The sequence below is a fragment of the Brevundimonas sp. M1A4_2e genome (assembly GCF_053345555.1).
On record NZ_JBKFAI010000001.1, the window covers coordinates 398260 to 418887 of the forward strand.

A 20628-nucleotide genomic window follows, 5' to 3' on the forward strand; every position below is an offset into this window, starting at 1 on the left:
GCGTCCTAGTGCAACGGCGCGGCGGAAAAGGGGCCGTGAAATCCTATGTTCAAGACACTCTTCAAGCGCCAGACGCAAGATCGCCATGTCCAGGCCTTGTACGCCCTGGCCGTCGATCAGGCCCGCCAGCCTGATTTTTACACGCGCCTGGGCGTTGCGGACCGCATCGACGCGCGTTTCGAACTCTACACCCTGCATGTGCTGCTGCTGTTCGTGCGGCTGAAGCAGGACGGAGAGCGTGGCGCTGGCCTGTCCCAGAAGCTGTTCGACGCCTATGTGTCGGCGCTGGACAACGTGCTGCGCGAACTGGGCGTGGGCGATGTCTCGGTGGGCAAGAAGATGCGCAAGCTGGGCGAAGCCCTCTATGGCCGCATGAGCGCCTATGAAAAGGCGCTGAGGGCAGGGGATCGCGAGGGCCTTCAGGCCTCGATCGCCCGCAATGTCTTTGAGAGCGAAGACGTCGCCGCTGGCGCGGCGCTGGCGCGCTACACCATCGATTCGCATGAAAGGCTGGCCCGACAGCCGTCGGCCGCCGTGGAAAAGGCGCCGGACTGGGCGATGATCGTCGCATGACCCTTCCTGCTCTCCCCTATAGCGAACCTATCCGCCTGCATCAGGTCGGCGTATCCCTGAGCCGCCGGCTGGAACCGGACGACGCAGCGCGCGCGCGAATCGCGCGGGCCTTGAGCCTGAAATCGCTCGACCGATTCGTCGCCGATATGGAGATCGTCCCCACCGTGTCGGGTTGGCGCATGGACGGCCGGGTCCAGGCCGACGCCGTTCAGGCGTGTGTCCTGACGCTAGAGCCGCTGCCTGTCGTCATTGATGAGACGTTCTCGATCAACCTGACCGAAACGGCGCCCGAGATTCAGGCCAACGAGGAAGGCGAGATCGATCTGGAGCTGGACGACGACTCGGCCGACGTGGTGGAAAATGGTCAGATCGACCTGGGCCAGTATGCGGTCGAGCAACTGGCCCTGCATCTGGATCCCTATCCCCGCAAGGAAGGCGCGGTGTTCCAACAGCCGCCGGAGCCCGGAGAAATCTCACCCTTCGGCGTGCTCAAGGCGCTGAAGCCAAACGGGCAAACCGACAAGAGTTGACCTTAGGTCGCTCAAGCCTCATCCACGGTGCGACATTTTCGTCCGCTCGCCTTAAACTGAAGCGCCGCGGCAAGACGGCGACGGAGTCGATTTTCACTTGGCATCACCGATACTGATCTCGCTCGACGCCATGGGCGGGGACCATGGGCCTTCCGTCGTGGTGGGGGGCGTAAAGGCTTATATCGACCGTTACGGCGGCGAAGGCGTTCGTTTTCAACTGCATGGCGATGAGACGGCTATCCGCGCCGAGGTCGCGCGCAATGGCCTGCCGGCGGATGTCTGCGAAATCCGCCACACGGACAAGGTCGTGGGCATGGACGAAAAGCCCGCCCAGGCCATGCGCCGGGGCAAGGGCTCCAGCCTGTGGAACGCCATTGAGGCGGTCAAGCTCGGCGAAGCTCAGGCCGCCGTATCGGCCGGCAACACCGGCGCCCTGATGGCTATCTCGAAGCTGCTGCTGCGTATGGCGGTGGACGGGCTGGAGCGGCCCGCCATTGTCGCCAGCTGGCCGACGAAACGCGGCTTCACCGCCGTGCTCGACGTCGGCGCGAACATCGGCAGCGATGCGCGTCAGCTGGTCGAGTTCGCCATCATGGGCGAGGCTTTCCAGTCGGCCGTCCACGGCGTGGAGAAGCCTACCGTCGGCATTCTGAATGTCGGCTCCGAAGACATGAAGGGTCATGAAGAGGTTCGCGAGGCCCATGCCGTCCTGCGCACCGATGCGGTGCCTGTGAACTACACCGGCTTTGTCGAGGGCCACGATATCGCCGCCGGCACGGTGGACGTGGTGGTGACCGACGGCTTCACCGGCAATGTGGCCTTGAAGACGGCCGAAGGCACGGCCCGGTTCATTTCCGGCCTGCTGAAAGAGGCTTTGACCTCGGGCCCGATGGCCAAGATGGGCGCCTTGATCGCCATGCCCGCGCTGAAGAAGATGGCGCGCCGCATCGACCCCAGCAGCGTCAACGGCGGCCCCCTGCTGGGCCTGAACGGCATCGTGGTGAAGAGCCACGGCGGCGCCACGGCCGAGGGTTATGGAAACGCCATCCGTGTGGCTGTCGATCTGGCCCGGAGTGATTATCTGACCAAGGTCAGCGCCAATTTCGCGCGTCTGTCGGCCGTTCTGGATACGGCTGAGGCCGCGTCCGACAAAGAGCAAACGGGAGAGATCCAGTCGTGAGCGTCATCCGCAGCGTCGTCACCGGGGTCGGCTCCTTCCTGCCCGAACAGGTGGTCACCAACGCCGATCTGACCAAAATCGTCGACACCTCCGACGAGTGGATCGTCGAGCGCACCGGCATTCGCCAGCGCCACAAGGCCCGTGACGATGAGCCCACCAGCGACCTGGCGCTCAAGGCCGCCGAGCGCGCCCTGGCCGACGCCGGCAAGACGGCGGCGGACGTCGATCTGATCATCGTCGCCACGACCACCCCGGACCAGACCTTCCCCGCCACCGCCGCCATCGTCCAGCGCAAGCTGGGCGCCCCCGTCGGCATCGCCTTCGACGTTCAGGCGGTTTGCTCAGGGTTCGTCTACGCCATGAGCATCGCCGACGGCTTCGTCGCGCGCGGCCAGGCCAAATGCGCCCTGGTCATCGGCGCCGAGGAAATGACCCGGCTGATGGACTGGACGGACCGCACCACCTGCGTCCTGTTCGGCGACGGCGCCGGCGCCTTCGTGCTGGAGCCCGGCGAAGGGCAGGGGACCAAGGATGATCGCGGCGTGCTGGGCTTCGCCCTGCGCTGCGAGGGCGCCAAGTCCGACATGCTCTACGTCGATGGCGGTCCCGCCACGACCGGCACGGTCGGCCACCTGCGGATGCTGGGCAACCAGGTGTTCCGCCACGCCGTGGTCAACATCGCCGAGGCGATCACCGCTGCCGCCGAGGTTGCGGGCGTCGATATCCCCGAGATCGACTGGTTCGTGCCGCACCAAGCCAATCAGCGGATCATCAAGGGCGTCGGCGACCGCCTGGGCCTGGACGAGGACAAGGTCATCTCGACCGTGGCCATGCACGCCAACACCTCGGCCGCCTCCATCCCGCTGGCGATGGATGTCGCCATCCGGGACGGACGCATCAAGAAGGGCGATCTGGTGCTGGTCGAGGCCATGGGCGGCGGCCTGACGTGGGGCGCCTGCGCCTTCCGATTCTAGATTTTCATTGAGGGCTTTGATTTTCATTCATTTTGCCCTTCAATGCCCCGCCATTGGAAAGCGGGGAGATGCCAGTGTCCCAGACCCTTACTCGGGCTGATCTGTGCGAGGCCGTTCACGAAGAGGTCGGCCTGTCGCGCCAGGAATGTTCCGGCATGGTCGAACGGACGCTTGAACTGATCGTTGAGTCGCTTGAAAGCGGCGAGACGGTCAAACTGTCCGGATTCGGCGTCTTCCAGGTGCGCGAAAAGCGCGCTCGCATGGGGCGCAACCCCAAGACCGGCGAACCCGCCGCCATCAACCCCCGTCGCGTCATCAGCTTCCGCGCCTCTCAGATCATGAAGGGCCGGGTGCACGACGCCGTCGTAGAGACCTGAGTTCATTGGCTAAAAGCCCCAGCGCCTTCCGCACGATCTCCGAAGCCGCCGAAGAAGTCGGCGCGCCTCAGCATGTTCTGCGCTTCTGGGAGACGAAGTTCGATTTCATCGTCCCGGTGAAGCGGGCGGGCGGACGGCGTTTCTATCGCCCGGATGATGTGATGGTGCTGAAGGCCGTTCGACGTTTGCTGCATGACGAGGGCCTGACCATTCGCGGCGTCCAGCGCCTGGTGAAGGATCAGGGCTTGGCGCGCGTGGCCGCCTATGGCGACCCGGGCGCAACGCTGGAAATTGATTCGGGCCTTTCACCTGCGCCGGACGCCCCAACGGTCTCGTCAGCACCTGATCATGAGCGATTGACGCGGGTTTTAGCCGAGTTGGAAGCGGCGCATGCGCGGCTTGAGGTGGTTCTGCGCCGATAGGGCGGAAGTTGTTGTCGATAATGCGTTTTAGGGTTTGCGGAGCGACAAACCCCCGTCTATACGGAGCGCCTTCGGAGCGTGGCGCAGCCTGGTAGCGCACTTGACTGGGGGTCAAGGGGTCGCAGGTTCGAATCCTGTCGCTCCGACCATTTTCCTTAGGAAAATCGGTTGGTTAAGGGGTCGCCTCCAGGCGGCCCCTTCGCAATTTGGCCCCTTGGTCACAAATTTAGTCACAAATGGATAGTGCCATCGTCGGCGGCGCCGCAGTTCTGGAGGGCGCGGGTGTGTCGCTGAACTGGGGGCCGCTGCTGGGCGCTTCGCTGGACCTAAATACAGAGCGCCCGTCGCGGCCGAATCTGACCCTTAGACTTCAAAAAGTCGCCGGCCGAGTTCCAGCAGCCTCTGCCAGGCTCTGATCCATCAGGAGGCGGGTTAACGTCGCGGGCCAAGTGGCGGGCGATATGCGCCGGCATGATTCCAGTGCCTCTGCGCCGGAGAACGCAGAAGTCAAAGGACCTGGCCGTGCCGATGAGGTAGTGGGACCATGCTGCGTCGAAGACCCGATGGATGGCCTGACCCTCGCGTATAGTCTAGCTTTCTGCAGCTGTGCGACGGCGCTCAGGCGCGCGCGGAAGGGGAGGGCGCGATGGACGTGGTTTTCGGCTTATGGGCGGACGGCGGCGCGAGTCCGGACCACGGCGGTGGGCCGACCGGCGCGCTCGGCCAGCCGGTCCTGGGACCGCTCGGACTGGTCGATCTTCTTGAGACCCAGCTGGGCCTCGGCGGGCCGGCCGCACCGCAGGTCGTTCGCGTGGCCGCGTTCCAAGCCGCGCTCGAAAGTCTCGACGGGACCCGCTTCTGGTCGTCATCATTGGCGACCGACCCTTGGTCCACGGCCCAGACTCTGCTCGCCTGGCGCGACGAATTGGTCGGACTTGGCTGGTGCCATGACCGCGATTGGACGGCCCCCAGGTTGCGCGACCTTGCGGCCGTCTCGCGGGCCGCGGAATTCATGCCCGACGGCCTGACGGACCGGATCGCAGGCCTCCTGCGCTGTCTAGAAGTCCGTACGTTGGCGCCTCTGGCGAGGCTTCGCCTGATCGATCGACCGGAGGTGATGGCCTCACCGCTGCGACGACTGGTCGAGCGGCTGGCCGCGCTAGGCTGCAATATCGAGGTCATCCACCCGGCACCCGCCGCCCCGCCTCACACGTCCTTGGGTAAGCTGCAGCGGTGGCTTCTGGGTGCCTGCGAGATCACCGACGCCGAACGCGCCGACGGGACTGTCACCCTGGCGTCATCGGCCAGCGGGCCCCTGGCCGCCGAGGTCGTCGGGCAATGGTTCGCGCAGGTCGGCGAAGGCGGAGCGACGCTCATCGCTCAAGACGCCGACACCGATCTGCTCGACCACGGCCTGGCCAGCGCGGGGCAGCCGAGGGCAGGTCGCAGCATCAGATCGGTGCACCGCGGTTCCCTTCAACTTCTGCTGCTGGCCTTCAAGGGCGCCTGGGCGCCGTTTAATCCACACGCCCTGATGGAGCTGTTGGTTTTCCCGGACTCGCCTATCGCGCCGCGAGCTGCCCGCCGGTTGGCCGGCGCGCTCGAGGAGGCACCCGGGCGAGGCGGTCCTGAATGGACGAACTCCTGGACGGAAATCGAAGAGCGCGAATACGAGCTTGCCGACGGCGATGCTGACCGACTGGCCCTCATCGCGCCCAGGCTGGCGCGCTGGCGCGCGTGGGCCGAGCCGCAAGTCGCCGACCCCATCGCCGGCATGGAGCTCGCCCAGGCCCTGTCGCTTTGCGACCAGGTAGGCGCTTGGGCCGCGCGACGTCTGGCGGCGACACAAGACGCGCTACATGCGGCCACGGCCAGCTTGGCGGGACAGGTCCGCAGCGCCCTGGCGGCTCTCGGTCGCGAGAGGCTCCCCAGGCTGCTGGTCGAGCGGGTAATCGACCAGGCCATGGCTGACGGACTCGCCAATCCGGGCGCCTTCGCCGAAGCCTCTTCCTGGCGGTCCGTGTTGCACGCCGGCGCCGTATGGGGACCCACGTCCCGCTTGGTGTGGTGGAACTTCACCCGTACCGTCGAAGGAGCCGCCAAGACGCCGTGGACGCAGGCCGAGCGCGACGAGCTCATCGCGGCCGGTTGCCGCTCGGATCCGCCGACGCTGCCGGCGGCCGCCGCGAGCGCCGCCTGGGAGCGCGCGGTTCTGAACGCGCGTGAGACCCTGACCCTCTTCGCCGGCGGCTTGGACTGTTGCAGTGACGAGCAGGTCCATCCCCTGGCCCATCGCCTCAAGGCCGCTCTGGACGTCGTCGGCGTGCGCATGGCTTTGGAGACGGCGCTCAGGCAGCCGGTCCTCACCTTGGCCGGCGTGCCGTTGGAGCGCTTGCCCATCGTGCCGCGGCCCCTGCCTGCGGCCCGCTTCGAATGGACGGCACCGGAAGGGTTCTCGGCCCGGGCCGACAACGTCACGCAGTCGGCGACCTCGCTCGAATGCCTGCTATCCTGCCAGCTGATGTGGGCTCTGCGGCATGTTGCAAGACTGCGTCCTGGGCGGGTCCGCTCCATTTCCGACGCCAACCAGCTGCTCGGCAATCTCGCGCACGCAATCGCGCGCGAGGTCTTCACGCCCGGGCCGCCGCCGGACCCACAGGCCGCCTCGGCCCAGGCCGCGGCCCTGCTGGAAGGGCGCATCGATGAACTGGCCGCGCCGCTTCGGCATCCCGAAGCCGCGACGGAACTGACTTTCGCCCGGCAACGCCTGCCGGCGGCTATGGCGGCGCTGGCCCTTTCGCTGGCCGACAATGACCTCGTCGTCGAGGCCGCCGAACTCCAGGTCAGCGAGGCATTCGAAAACCTGCTGTCGCTGCGGGGGGCGATCGATCTGGTGACACGCGATCGTTCCGGACGGATCGTGATCATCGATCTGAAATGGACGCGCAGCGAGGTCAAGCGCGTCGCCGAACTCAAGGAGGGCTTGGCTGTGCAGTTGGCCACCTACGGCGCGCTGCTGTCTCGCGACGCCCCCTACCGGGCGGGCTACTTCCTTCTCAACCAGCGCCAATTCCTAACTCTGCGCAACAGCGGCCTTGTCGGTCGCCTTGTCGACGGCTCGCGATCGTTCGCTGAGACCTGGGATGGCATTCGAAGCGATTGGGCGGCGTGGCGGCAGAGCGCCGGCCAAGGCCGGCTCCTGGCGTCCGGTGTCGACGGCTATGAATCCGTGCTCCCGGCGGGCCTGACGGTGCGCCGCGAGGTACGCTGCGACTACTGCGATTACTCCACCCTCTGTCGCGTAAAGGGCTTGGCATGACCGAAGAGGCAGCCGTGCAACATCGTGTCGACACCATCATCGCCAGCGCCGGCACCGGCAAAACCTATCGATTGGTCCAAGACATCGTCGCGGCCGTCGAGGGCGGCCTGGAACCCCACCGTCTGGTGGCGACCACCTTCACGAAGGCGGCGGCGGCCGAGCTGCAGGGGCGTATCCGGGCCGTGCTCATCGAGCGTGGACGTCCCGATCTTGCGGTGTCCATGCTCTCCGCCAGGATCGGCACGATCAACGCGGTGTGCGGCGCTCTGATCGCTGAATTCGCCTTTGAGCTTGGACGCTCGCCTCTGACTCAGGTGATCGCTGAGGACAGCCACGAGACAGTTTTCGCACGTGCCACGGGACCGGCGATCGACGCGTGCGGCGAGGCCATCTCAAGCATCGCCGACCGTTTCGGAATCCGGGCGCGCGGCTATACGGCCCATGAACGTTATGTCCGCGGCTGGCAGGACGAGGTGCGCACGGCCGTGAACCTGGCCCGATCCAACGGGATCACGCCGGACCGATTGCAGCAGTGCGCCGACTTCTCGGCCGCCGGACTGCTGGGCCTGCTGCCCCGGGCCGCGCCCGGCGAGACGGCGCAGGCGCTCGATGAGGCGCTCGCCCAAGCCCTAGCCGTTTGTATGCAGCGGATCGAAGCCAATCGTGCGACCCTGAAGAGCGGTACGCTCAAAACCGACGTGCCCGTCGTCGAGCGGGCGATCAGAGCCGTCGCCGCGGGCGAACCGATAGCGTGGCCGGATTGGGCGCGCCTGGCCAAGCCCGGTGCGACGAAGGCCGACGCGCCCCTGTTCGCGGAAGTCCGCGCAGCGGCGGCCGCCCATGCCCGCCACCCGCGTTTGAGGGCTGATCTCGAGGACTATATCCATCGGATTTTCGATTGCGCCACGCACTGCATGGCCGACTTTTCGGCTTACAAGCATGCGCGCGGCCTGCTCGACTTCACCGACCAGGAAATGCTCGCCCTGCAGATCATCGAAGATCCAGCCAACGCGAGCCGCTTGCGCGAGATGATCGGCGCGGTCTTCGTCGACGAGTTCCAGGACTCCAGTCCGATCCAGATCGCCATCTTCACCGCCTTGTCCCGCATCGCCCGGCAGAATGTCTGGGTGGGCGATCCCAAACAGTCCATCTACGGCTTTCGCGACGCCGACCCGGCTTTGACCAGCGCGGCTTCAGCGGCGATCGTCGCGGCGACGGGTGGCCAGACCCGTTACCTGCAACGCTCATACCGCTCGCGCCCCATGCTGACCGAGTTCGTCAACGCGGCTATCGCTCCGAACATGCTGCGGGTCGGCATGAGCGAGGCGGAGATCAAGTTCGACGCCTGCGCCCGTGAAGAACCTCACGGCGCGCCGCCCGCGCTTTCGACATGGTCCATTCCCGGCCCCAATAAAGACGTGCGTTCGGCGCTGCTGGCCGGACGCATCGCCGGTCTGCTTGGTGATCCCGGCACCTGGCCGGTGGCGCTGCCGAACGGCGCAAGCCGGGCGGCGCAGGGCGGTGACATTGCCGTGCTGTGCCGGGGCAACAGGGAAGTCGCGCGCCTCGGGGCGGCGCTCTCCGGCCTGGGCGTGCGGGTCGCGGTCGAGCGTTCGGGCCTCATGGATCAGCCGGAGGTCGAATTCACGCTCGCAGCCTTGCGTTGGCTCGCCGACGTCAGCGACACCCTGGCCTTGGCGGAACTGACGCGTCTGGCGACGGATGACGACGGCTGGTTCGACGCTGTTTTCGAGGACGATGCGCGCACCGGCCTTGCCGCCCGCACGCCCTTGGTCGCCACCCTGGACGCCATTCGTGACCGGGCTCGCCAATTGACGCCGCTGGAGGCCTTCGACGCCCTGTTGCACGCTGACACGCTGCTGGCCACGGTCATGCGATGGGGAGGCGCGGAACAACGGCTGCAGAACCTCGAGGCCGTGAGAGATCGGATTAAGGCCTATCAAGATGAGCAGCGGACAGAGCGCCAAGCCGTGACGCTGACCGGCCTTTGCCAATGGCTGTCAGCTCAGAAGGAGGCCTCCCAGCCGCCCAGCCGCCACCCCGACGCCGTCAACATCATGACATATCATAAGGCTAAGGGGCTGGAATGGCCGATCGTCATCCTGACCGAACTCGAATCCAGCGCAAAGGGCTCACCGTTTGGCTTGTTCGCGGTCGATGAAGGCGAGCCTGACTGGCGCGTCCCCTTAGGCCAGCGCGTCCTGCGCTTCTGGCCATGGCCTTACGGCGAGCAAAAAAAGGATTTGGAGCTCGATGTGGCCGCGCCGTTGAGCCCCGAGGGCGTGGCCGCGTTGTCGGATGAGTGCCTGGAGCGCACCCGGGTACTCTACGTCGGCCTCACCCGAGCCCGCGACCACCTGGCGTTGACGACGACCGGCGGCTCGCAGGCTTGGCTCGACGAACTGGTCGGAGACGATGATCAGCCTTTGGTGCGGCTGGGAGAAGACGCCATCATGGTCGGCTCGGAGGCCTTCCCCGCTCGCGGCGCACCCGAGCCGTCTGAGGCTTGCGGCGCCGACGACGCCGTCGAGTACACCCGCCTGGTCATGGGCGGCGACCACCCGCCGCTCCGCCTTAGGCCCAGTGACATGATGCTGGCGCAAGGCGCAGCGACGATCGCCGAAACTCACAGTCTTGGGGAGCGGATCGCCTTGGTGGGAGGGCCGGACCTGCGGCAGCTCGGCGAGGCCATCCACCGCTATCTTGCCAGTGACAACGCTGCCGCCGACAGCGAGGGGCGGCTGGCGCACGCCGCCGCGACGCTGGAACGCTGGGGCGTGCCCCAGATGCCGCCTGCCGACCTGGTGTTGATTGCCGATCGTTTGAGCGCGTTTGCGCAAGCGCGGTTTGGGACAGCCCCGCGGCTGGCTGAATGGCCGGTGCACGCAGTCGATGGGATCCAGGTCCTGGCGGGACGCGCGGACCTACTTATCGACCTCGATGACGGCTATGCCATCGTCGATCACAAGAGTTTCCCCGGCGCCCTTGCCCTGGATGACCACCGGTTTCGCACCGTGGGCGGCCAGCTTTCCGCCTATGGTCGTGCCTTGACGCGGATCACAGGGAAGGCTCGGATAGAATACTGGATCCATCAGCCGATTTCCGGGCTAATGACGCGTGTGGAACTGAAGGTTTGACCCGGCACCGACGGCCCTATGGGGCTTAGGGCCGCGCGTTGGCGACCTCGAGGCAGTGGGGCAGCATGGCTAACTGCGGGGGAGGAGCGCTGTGCCAGAGGCACAGCGTCTCGACGGGCCCGCAGCTTATTCCCGCACCTGGCACCCCATCGCTGTGCGGCCGGACGAAAGCGGAAGAAATAGGCCCCCAGGGCTCGACGGATCAGGCTGCTGGGGACGCCGTCATCACCGACGAGTTACGGCGACGAAGCTCTCCCCCTGACCGCTGATGAAGGCCGAACATTCGCTCAACGCCTTGGCTTGTGCGGCAGGACTTCGATTGAAATCGTGCCGGCCGCCGGCCGCCACCCGCCAATAGCCGAAGCCCTGGTCGAAAAAGATGACGGCCGTGGAGCCGTCGTCGTATTCGAGCATGAGCCGGCGGTGATGAGCGGCCCCCCGTCCCATGTAGCGGGCATCGAGGTTGAAGTTCGCAAGGAGCGCACGGATGGTCTGTTCCCGATCCTCTTCGTTGAGCCAGTTGTTGTTCAACTGTGTCGGCGGCCCCCGGAAGCTGTCCTTGCGCATCGGCGCCGTAATGATCGTCACTTCGGGCGAAGCGCCTCTCGGGGCTAGTTGATCGCGAAACACGGCAAGCGTGCGGGCCATCAGCAGGGCCGGCAAAGGCGCGACAAGGTAGCGGTCGGTGTATTCGATGGAGGTAAGCCGCCCTGCCTTCCAGAGGTCGGCCGCTTCGAGCTCGGGCTTGAGAAGGTTCTTCACCAGCCCCTCGCCGAACTGGTGCGCCGGCCGCGAAAGCGCTGCCTTCAGTTCCCTTACGCGATCGCCTGTCGTTTCGCTCCGCTCGAGATCTTCCTCTCCGATCGGAACGCCTGACGGCGGTTGCATGCGCACCGTCACGATCGGATGTTCGATGCCGACGCCCCATCGGTCTCCGGCCGCGCGGCTCAGGGGATCGCGGCAATAGTAGCCGAGACCGCCCTCGCGATCCTCGGTCGAGGCGACCAGCCAGGCGCCGTTGGCGGCCGGCTGCATATCCAGGATGACCGGCACGAAACAGAAGCGGTGTGAAGCGTTCCGCAGGCCGCGACGGGTCGCATCGTCCATGGCGCTGAACGCTGCCTGAGGCAATGCGAGTCGTACTTCTGCGCCGAGCCGGTGAGCTTTCTCGAACAAGCTCGACAGCGGTGGCTGATAAAGCGCCGATACGTCGAGGTCCTCGGACATGAGCAGGGTTATGATCTGGTCGCTCTTCAGTTTCCGCACGATGGCGTCTGCGACGGGCCCGCTCAGCGCAGCGTGCGCGGCGACTTTGTCGTCGTCCTTCGGCGCCGCCAGCTCGCTCCGCAGCTGCGTCACAAATTCCAGTGCCGCCTTGCGATCGACGATCTCCTGCTGTGCGAAGAGGTCGGAAGCGAGGACGCAGGACGAACACCCTCGTTCGCAGCGGGCGGAACAATCCAACCGTTGGGCCACGGCGGCGAGGAGCCTCGGGATGTCGGCGAAAAGCTGAGGCGCATAGCCGGCCCCGCCCGATGATTGGTCGAACAGGAAGATGGAGTGGGTGAGATCGCCGAGGAGGCCGGAACGAGGCTCCACGGCCAGTCCGAGTTCCCGCGTCTCGATGCCGAGCGAGCGGGCCAGGGATTCCCGCAATGCAGAAGCCAGCGCCCAAGCGGTTCCTGCATCGGACAGACCCGATGGCTGTAGCTCGGCGACGTCGGTGAGAACCTCGTGGCCCAGGGCTATCGGTTCGGTTATCGCGTAGGTGCGATCGTTGCCGGGGCAGCGTCCGAAGGTTCCCTTACGAGGCGTGAGCGCATCGTGCTCGGCCAGACCGGGGCCGGAGTCCGAAGCGGCGCGGCCGCATTCCAGACAGACGCGATAGCCCGCCTTCGCGGGGCCGTTCGACAGATGAAAGACTCGTCCTTCGTGGCTCGACCGATATCGGCCCAGATCGGCGTCCAGGAGCGGAGCCCAGGCGGCGCCGGCTGCTGAAACCGAGGGCGGCTCGGGCTCGATGTACTGAGCCGAGTCCGTGTGGGCATGAGGCTTGTCCGACCAGGCGACGCGGAATCCTGAAGGCTCGAGGAACCGACGGAACGTCAGACCGTCGGCCCCGCATTCCGGGCAGGAAGCTGGAAGCGAATGGCCGGAGCCGGGAGCCTTGCAGGTCTCGCAGCGCCAGAAGCAGCGGAGGCTCTGAACCTCCCGCGCTTCCAGATCAGTGGCGGGCCGCTGCCAGTTCAGGGTCACGCCGGCGGATGTCCAGACAAGTCCGTCGATCACGACCTCGGCGCCGGGAGCATATTCACGGATGGCCACATCCGCGTTGCGGCTCGGATAGTCGTAGCGGCGGTCGTTACGCCGATCGTCGTCGCCATCCTGCGCGGCACGGTCCTGATCCCGCGTCTCTGCGCAGTCGTTAACGAACGGCACCACCGAAGTGGGAAAACCGTGACCGGGAAGTAGCGAACGGTTGGCCAGCTCCTTGAGGAGCGATTCTCCGCACATCCGGCGGATCCGCTTCTCCAAGCTGGCGACGGCCTCCGGCGCAACGTCGCGGGCCTGCTCCTGGAGCGTCGTCCAGCTCTTCTCAAATGCGGTTGCCGCATCCAGAAACGCGTCCCGGGCGACTTCCAGAAGATCGCGCCGGAACTCAAGTATCGTGCCCACGGTAAGGGCGGCAATCGATGGCCGCAGGATCTGCTCGGTGCTCGGTTCATCGAGCCAGCGGGCGAAGAGCGCCACCGGGGAATCGACCGCTTTCTCGGCGGCCAGAATCGGGGGGCAGCCGAAGAAATCGCCGCTCTTTGTTTTCACGAGTTGGCCGTCAGCTTCGGCGAACCAGCGCGCCAGGAGAAGCGCGTTGACGTGACGCTGCACGATTCGGACGGAATCGAGCTTCACGAGCGGCGCGCGCAGCTCACGCTTCAGGTAATCGATCGGCTTGAGGAAGGCTTCTCGATCCAGGGGCGTGTCCCGAGCAAAGGTGAGTGATGTCGAGAAGCTCTGCCCGCGGCGACCGGCGCGGCCGACCCGTTGACGATAGTTGGCGATGGAGGGCGGGACGTTCGTGTTCAGGACCGCTTCAACGGCTCCGATGTCGACGCCCATCTCCATGGTTGTCGAGCAGGCCAGCAGATTGATCTCGTGACGCTTGAACTCTTCTTCAAATCCACGGAGGCGGCTCGGCGGTTGCTGCGCTGAGTGTTCTTCCGCCCGGATGTAGGGGGCGAAGGTGGCCGCGCGGGTGTGCAGGTCGCTCCAGACGCCGCGATCCCGAAGCTCGGCTGTGACTGGGTCTTCCACCAAGAAATCCGAGATCACGCTGCGGTCCTCGGCGTTGCGTGGGAATGCGATCGGCAGGATCGGCATTCTGATCGGCTCGGGTTTTCTCTGCGCCGCCGGCAGGGTGCTCCGTAGGGCATAGGGCGAAATTCCGAGAGCCGGCCTGGGCAGAACCCTGTTGGTCACCGGACAAAGCCAGGCGTCCAGGACAGGTTCGAGCGAGGCTCGCGAGAAGTCGAGGGCATAGGTGCTGGCATTGCTCTCGAGCACCGGACGCACGCCCTGCCATGCGCGCTCCAGAACTTCGTTCAGGACGGCTCTGTCGGCCGGGTCGGCGGCGTCCAGCTTCAGCGTGCGCTCCAACAGCTTCACGGCGTTCGACTTGGCGGAACCCGCCCGCGCAGCGGGCCATGAGCGATCCGAGGCGTTGGCAGGAAGATCATTGGGCCCGACGATATTTTTCAGGAAGGCCTGTCTTGGCAGCAGCCACCGTGCGTCCCGTCGATCCATGCGCACGACGAAGAGGTTGCGGATGGAGACATCGATCAGAAAATAGAGGAAGTCCCGCCAATCCTGCAGGCTGAGGCCTTTTTCCCGGAACTGAGAGGGAAGGGCGCGCTCCGAGAGCGCCTCGATCGAAGCGAAGCTCAGTCGCGCCAGACCCATGGTCTCGACCGCATTCGCGCGCCGGGGGCGGCGGGCGAGTTCGCGAAGCATGAGGAACTCAGCGAAGGCCTCGGGAGAGTCACGGTAGCGCTCGTCCCGCCCTGACCAGACTTTTCGAATCCACTGCTTGACCGTCGGATCATCGGCGAGCCCCTGTACAGCATCGGCCCAGGCAACAGCTGGCACCTTGTCCAGAGCGGCAAGCTCTTCGCGCGCTTGATCCAGCATCTGCGCGAAGTCGGGATCGTCCGCAGCAAGCGGTGCGAACTTAGCGATCCTCATCTCGATGGATGCACGCTTTTCCGGATCCGAGCCCTTCGCAAGCGCCTTCTGAGTCAGATGGTAAATGAACGCCCGGACGTACCCACGCTCGGACTGGGTTTCGATATTGGCCGCAAACCGGGCGGTCCCCTGGCGGCTGTCGGTGAACGACAAGAGTTGACGGCCCTCGCCGGGGACCAGCTTCTGATCTGACGAATGGGCGTTGACGCCCTCCAGCAGCGTGGGCGCGGCGTTCTGGAGCAGGAAGGGGGCTCCGAAGCGGAAGGGCCACAGAGGGGAGCGGGTCTCGGCGGTCGTGCCCACGCCGCAGCTCGGGCAGGCGTCGTCGACCAACTGTTGGCTTGCCCACACGGTGCTCCCTGCCGTGCGTCGCTCGAGCAGCGTTCCCGTTTTCGGGTCGACCGCCACCTCCTTGCATCCGGCGAATGGACGAAGCCCCAGAAGCCTTCTGCGCCCTAGTGATACCGAGGCTTCGGCCGCCGCCGGAACATCGCCGTCTTCGTCCGTCTCGAATGCGCCCGTGCTCATTGCCCCGGCGGTCGCGAAGTCGTCCTCGCCGACCGAGGTTGCGAGCGGCGAAAGGCGATCGCCGTAGTCATAGGCGTTGAGCCATGGCTCGCCGCACTCCGTGCAGTTCAGGAGCTCGAAAACGGCTCCAGCACAATGCGGACAGACATCGGATCGATCGAACAGGATACCGCCGAAGGGCCAGCCGACAGGTTTGTCGCCCGGGCACTCCGTGTCGAGGCAGGACCAAAGCCCTGGAACGGCACGGACGAAGTTGTGAACCCGCATCGGCAGCAGAGGGCGCTTTTCATCCTCGGGCTTGGCCGCGATGCTTTCCAAGAGCGCCTCGGCCGTTGTTCCTGCGGAACCGGCATGTCGGACGGCGTCGGACAACGCGATAGCCCCCGCTTCCGCCTGTCTGACGACAGCCTGGACCGCAGGGTTCCGCGCCAACTCGCTCGAGCCTCCGGTTGGCGTCAGCTCGCATGCCGGACCCGGCGGGGGCAGGGCGACGACTTCGCGGTGGCCGAAGACCACATGAACCCGATCGATATCGACGCCGGCGAGATCGGCGAGGTACCGTTGCAGATCACGTTTCGCCTGATCATCCGAACCGCCGATCGTGGCTGAGGTGGCGACGAACCGGACGTCGGAGGCTTTTACACCGAAGGTGTGCAGAACCCGCCTGAGCAGAAGCGAAACCTCAGCGGCGGCGGATCCGACGTAGCTGTGGGCTTCGTCGATAATGATCCAGCGGAGCATTCCGCGGGACCGATCAACGAGAGGTTTGTCCTGCCTACGGATGGTCATGTATTCCAGCATCGTGCTGTTCGTGACCAGGATCGGCGGCGGATCGGCGCGGAGAGTCGTCCGGTAGAGCACCTGCTCGGGCGTAGACGCCTCATCGCGCTCGCGATCCGACTTCCGACGGTCGGGCATCAGCCCGTTGTAGAGACCGAATCGGATGCGGCCGTTGAACGGACGGGTCCATTGCCGAAGCCGCTCCTCCTGGCTCGCAATGAGCGCGTTGAGCGGATAGAGCATGAGTGCGCGCACGCCTGAAAGCCGACCCGATTGAGCGCTCTCAATGGCGAGATCGTTGAGCAAAGGCACCAGAAAGCATTCGGTCTTACCCGAACCCGTGCCGCTGGAAACGAGCACCGAGTTCCGCTGCTCTGCGGTCAGCAGCTTCCAGGCCGCGAGCTGGTGCTCGTAGGCCGGATAGTCGAAACGGTAGTCGTCGCCCGGAGCACCCGCAGCCAAGGCTGCGGCAACGTCGGAATGCAGCACCTCTCCGGCCAGGCTTTGCGGCGTTCGGCCGGAAGACCGGTAACCCGCCGCCCCCTCGAAGACGGGCTCTGACAGCAAGGCGCCGCGGCTGATGTCCCGCCCCGACAGCCGTTCCCGCAAAAAGGCATTCAGATCTGCATCACGACTGTTCGCCTGTGCGATCACCGCATCGGCGATCCGTTCACGAAGGCGGCGGTCGATCACCAGGGGAGAAGGCACTGACGCAGGGCTCAAGCTGGACGACAATTCACCAGGCTCCGAATTGGGCCGCGAAGGCGGCGGTGAAGTAACGCGGATGAGCGCGGGCTATATCTTTGATGGCGGTGAGCTCGTCATCACCCAAGGGTTCGGTCATTTCACCACGCGCGATGCGGGCGGCCAGGATCGGAGCATCCGCAGCGCGCCAGAACTGTCGTCCGAACGGCCAGTTCGGCAGCAGCGCTTCGAAGCGCGGCCGGAAAGGATTGGAGATTTCCGTGCGGATGCGATCTCCCGATCGGTTGAGAAAGCTATTGGCGATCACGGTGATCGGCTCGGAAGAGCCGGACATGCCGAGAAGCGGCGCCAGCGAGGGCTCATGGTGAAGCAGTGCGGCCCGCTTGCCTGTCATCAGCTTCGCGACGTCACCGAGATTGTCGGGGAACGTCGCGGAGAAATGTTCGCCCCAGACCTCCCAAGCCTCCTTCCAATAGGATTGGGGCACCAGACACCAAGCCATTTTCAGGTTATCGGCCAGGCGGAGGATCGGTTCGATCTCATTGGCCGCGGCGCCGTAGAGTATCATCGGACCGAGGAGAGGGAAGGTCTCCAGCAGCCTGAAGACGTCGAACGTGCTGGGCGGCAGGCCGTTGAGCGAAACTGCGAGCTTTGCGATGGACCGGATGATTTCCCGCGAGTCCTCATGACCCGGATCCGCCAGAGCGCGATCCACAAGCGCGGCCAGGACGGCGGATCGCTCTGACGGATCGCTCAACATCGCCCGGCCCAAGGCGGTCGGCGCCATCCGCGGGGCTTCCGATCCGTTCACGACGCGGGGCCGGCTTAGAACGCGGTCATTGGCGCGTAGATATATCAACCACGCGCCCGGGCCGGGGTTGAGATCGATAGGACGAGGATTGAGCTGTTCGCGCTCGCCGTACGGACCGAAATCGGTCTCTCGGGCCGCATCGGCGAAAGGCCGACCGACTATGCGGGCCAGAGGATCCAACACCGCGGGGCGCGGCGTCAGCCCTGCAGGATCACTATCGAGTTCATGGGCGAACTCGGAGACGTACCAGTGATGATCCTGGCTGTCGTTGAAATCCAGACGCACCCTGGCGTCCAACCTTCCACTAGATCGCAGCATGACCGCCAGGTCGTCGGCGATCACCGACATGGGCAGTTCTTCGTCGATGATCCAACGGGCGTTGGCCTGAGGAACCGGGCGCCTGTTGGCGTCCAGCAACTCGGCCCACAGCTCGATACGGCTCGGGGTGCGGGCGACGAACTGGTTCAGCGTCGCCAATGAAAGCCGCCCATCCCGCTGCAGCCGTCGTCCGGTCCACTCATATATCCAAGCATGACCCTTGAGCGGGGCGCGGATCTGCGCCGTTTCACTCCCGCCAGGAAACCGCAGGTCGAACTCGAAATGGCTGAAGGCCGTGTGCTCGCGATGGAAACGCCACTCGAGCCCGCCGTTCGGCTCTCCACAGGTCGCCGTCACGTCGTGGGGCCAGCCGTCGATGGTCATCATAACCCAAGGGCCGGACAAACTTCGGCGAACCCCGAAGTCGACAGGCAGAACTATCGCCTCGGTCTTGCACCGGACATGGAGCGTGGCCTCGTCCCTCCACGCGAACTCGCAGGACCCCAAGGGGCGGCCTTGGGTCTGTGACCTCCATTCTCTCTCGCCCTTCAGACGCCACCAGATTTCCCGGCCTCGCGGCATACGCATCTGAGGGCCCTGGCGAAGACGGATCGTGGGGACGCCGCAGTACAATGCGCGGCCATCGCCTGAAACGCAGCCTTCAGGAGCTGCGCCGTCTAAAACAATCTGATCGCGTTGATCGCCTGTCTGCCCCGCCCTTACGAGGAACCGGTCGCCGTCCTCTCCTCCTACGACGACGGCGCCGAAGACTTCCCAGAGTCTTCGGTCGGAATTCGCATCCGAGCTCAGATCGCGGCATGCGCTGTCGGTTTCGTGCGGCTCCGCAACCCATGTTGCGGGAGCGTCCAGATAGATGGGCTCGGCGCGATAGCCGCCGCTGCCGTAACCGATGACCTCCAGCCGGGTGGGTGAACCATCGGGCGCGACATCTTCAGCGGTGCAGACCCTGAGCTCTCTTCCGCCCGCTTCCCCCCCGGGAAGAAGGAACGGGGCCATGACACGCACGCCTTCGCCGCGGAGTTCGGCCGTCAGCGGCACATGGGCAGGCACATCAAAGCGAAGCGAAGGACGCGACGCCATACAGGTCCACCGACCGTCCTGGGAGGGCTCTACGACCGCCAGTTCGCCCGAAATGTACTGGGCTGCTTCGTCCGAGGCGAACAGCCGCAGACGGCTCCAGTCCCGAGCAAGCGACTTGAAGCTATGAGTCGGGTCGGCGCTGACGAGATCTCCGTCCAGGTGGAGCTCTACCTGTTCGCGCCAAACGCTCCCTTGAGCCAAGAGAAAACGGCGAGCGCGGATTGCTCCCGCTCCGCCCTTGAGGCGCTCGACGCTTATCAGCCCGTCGACCAACTGGCGGGCGCCCGCGTCGTCGACCGCTAGAGGCAGGTTCCGGCGCCAGTCGGGATGCGTCTTGTCCAGCCATGCTGAGATCAAAACACCTTCCGTCACGCCGCCCGCTTCGGCCTCACGACGCAGTTCAACGATGCCGATGGCGAGTTCAGCGGAGACCGCAAAGATCTCTTCGTGCCGCCATAGCCCAGGGATCGCGAGCTCATGCTCTCGGCCGAGCTCCTCCGCCACTGCTGTCGTCGGCTCCGGATGCTCCAGAAGCTGCACGATGAGTTTCTGTAGAAAGTTTGCAGCCCATCCGCCCTGAGCTCCGCCGATCGCCGCGACCGGAAATCCTCCCTGACGGGCGATCGCGGCAAGCCGCCGGTGCATGCCGTTCAGTCGGAGTTCGGGCAAACGCCAGTACCTCAGGCCGCGATCCGCCAGCTTCCGCCAGGAGGACTGTTCCAGGCTTACATTGACCGCACGGCCGACATCCGCCCAACGCTGCAGACCGCCGGCATAGTTGCGACGAAACCATTCGGCGGCCCACAGGACGAACAGGGCCGCATCGTGGTCGCTGGAGAGTTCCGCATTGATACTGGCCGCCCTGGCCCTCAGGTCCGCCTCGACCTGCGCGTACGCCGCGTCACTCAGGGCATAACGGTGGAGAGGGCGGCCATCCGGTCGCGGCAGGCCGTATCGGCTTAGCCAGTGCGATCGATCCGGAATGGTCGTTGCTGGTGGTTGTCCGCCCGCGTGGGCAGCCTCGAGAGCACGACCAGCTGCGATCGCCTTGATCTTGGCCAAGGTGACCCAACTTTCGGTGCGGCCATCAAGGCCCGCCGCAATGGTTCTCAACCGAGCAGCGTCGCCCGAGCGCTTTGCTGCAGCGATTTCCGCCGTAATTTCAGATTCGTCCACCACGCCCCCCCCAAAGGACAGGTAAGCGCACGAAAACGACTTCGTAAAGCGACCGATGATATATCCCGCCGACGCAGCCGCGTTACTGCGGCGGCAGGGCACTGTCTCGAAGGCGATTGAATTCCGGCCGGCGAAAAAACGGGACGGCCACGAAGGCTGAATACCGGCGGCATGGAGTTTGCTCGAGCTCCCGCGCTGAAGTCGGGGGTGTCACGGTTCACTCGGTGCCGAGGCTATGATCGGAGATGCATTCAGGAAAGAACCGGACGTGGACTGCGCGCGACCGCTCCGGCGCTGATTTCCGTTGGATGTAGGCGCGTGTCGCGATGGCGCAGGGAATTTCATCCGAACGGGCGGGGTCGTCGTAGTACGTCCGCGTTTGCTCTCGACGACCACCATGGAGTCGACGATTCCATGGACAGAATCCTCACGATGCG

General features: G+C 65.4%; 10 protein-coding genes and 1 tRNA gene. 9 read left to right on the forward strand and 2 right to left on the reverse strand.

Annotation, left to right across the window (positions count from 1 at the left end; translation table 11 throughout):
• Nucleotides 1-45: 45 nt before the first annotated feature.
• The 9 genes from ACLBV5_RS01930 (at nt 46) to ACLBV5_RS01970 (ending at nt 10533) form a co-directional block, all read left to right on the forward strand.
• On the forward strand, nt 46-573 hold the full coding sequence (locus tag ACLBV5_RS01930; RefSeq protein ID WP_447604662.1) for a ubiquinol-cytochrome C chaperone family protein: 528 nt from the start codon (nt 46-48) through the stop codon (nt 571-573).
• Entirely contained in the window at nt 570-1103 is a 534-nt protein-coding gene (locus ACLBV5_RS01935) for a YceD family protein (RefSeq protein WP_447604663.1), read from the forward strand. Before ACLBV5_RS01930 ends, ACLBV5_RS01935 begins: the two co-directional genes overlap by 4 nt.
• Nucleotides 1104-1200: 97 nt before the next feature.
• Nucleotides 1201-2283: a phosphate acyltransferase PlsX gene (gene plsX / locus ACLBV5_RS01940; RefSeq protein ID WP_262922554.1), complete on the forward strand. Its 1083-nt coding sequence runs from the start codon at nt 1201-1203 to the stop codon at nt 2281-2283.
• On the forward strand, nt 2280-3257 hold the full coding sequence (locus tag ACLBV5_RS01945; RefSeq protein ID WP_447604664.1) for a beta-ketoacyl-ACP synthase III: 978 nt from the start codon (nt 2280-2282) through the stop codon (nt 3255-3257). The genes plsX and ACLBV5_RS01945 overlap by 4 nt, the downstream gene beginning before the upstream one ends.
• Before the next feature lie 68 nt (nt 3258-3325).
• The gene (locus ACLBV5_RS01950; protein ID WP_003169453.1) at nt 3326-3634 is read left to right on the forward strand and encodes an integration host factor subunit alpha; all 309 of its coding nucleotides are present in this window, start codon (nt 3326-3328) and stop codon (nt 3632-3634) included.
• Nucleotides 3635-3639: 5 nt separating this feature from the next.
• A complete protein-coding gene (locus ACLBV5_RS01955) occupies nt 3640-4056 on the forward strand; it encodes a MerR family transcriptional regulator (RefSeq protein WP_447604665.1) in 417 nt (138 codons plus the stop codon).
• Nucleotides 4057-4128: 72 nt separating this feature from the next.
• Nucleotides 4129-4205, forward strand: a tRNA-Pro gene (locus ACLBV5_RS01960).
• A 497-nt stretch (nt 4206-4702) separates the two neighbouring features.
• The gene (locus ACLBV5_RS01965; RefSeq protein WP_447604666.1) at nt 4703-7375 is read left to right on the forward strand and encodes a RecB family exonuclease; all 2673 of its coding nucleotides are present in this window, start codon (nt 4703-4705) and stop codon (nt 7373-7375) included.
• On the forward strand, nt 7372-10533 hold the full coding sequence (locus tag ACLBV5_RS01970; RefSeq protein ID WP_447604667.1) for a UvrD-helicase domain-containing protein: 3162 nt from the start codon (nt 7372-7374) through the stop codon (nt 10531-10533). Before ACLBV5_RS01965 ends, ACLBV5_RS01970 begins: the two co-directional genes overlap by 4 nt.
• A gap of 225 nt (nt 10534-10758) precedes the next feature.
• Here the strand turns inward: ACLBV5_RS01970 and ACLBV5_RS01975 are convergent, their stop codons facing one another.
• Nucleotides 10759-16773 (reverse strand): DEAD/DEAH box helicase, encoded by a 6015-nt coding sequence (locus tag ACLBV5_RS01975; protein ID WP_312217731.1) that lies wholly within the window; start codon nt 16771-16773, stop codon nt 10759-10761.
• A 43-nt stretch (nt 16774-16816) separates the two neighbouring features.
• Complete coding sequence (locus tag ACLBV5_RS01980) at nt 16817-20191, reverse strand: STY4851/ECs_5259 family protein (protein ID WP_303698346.1); 3375 nt, start codon at nt 20189-20191, stop codon at nt 16817-16819.
• Nucleotides 20192-20628: the final 437 nt, after the last annotated feature.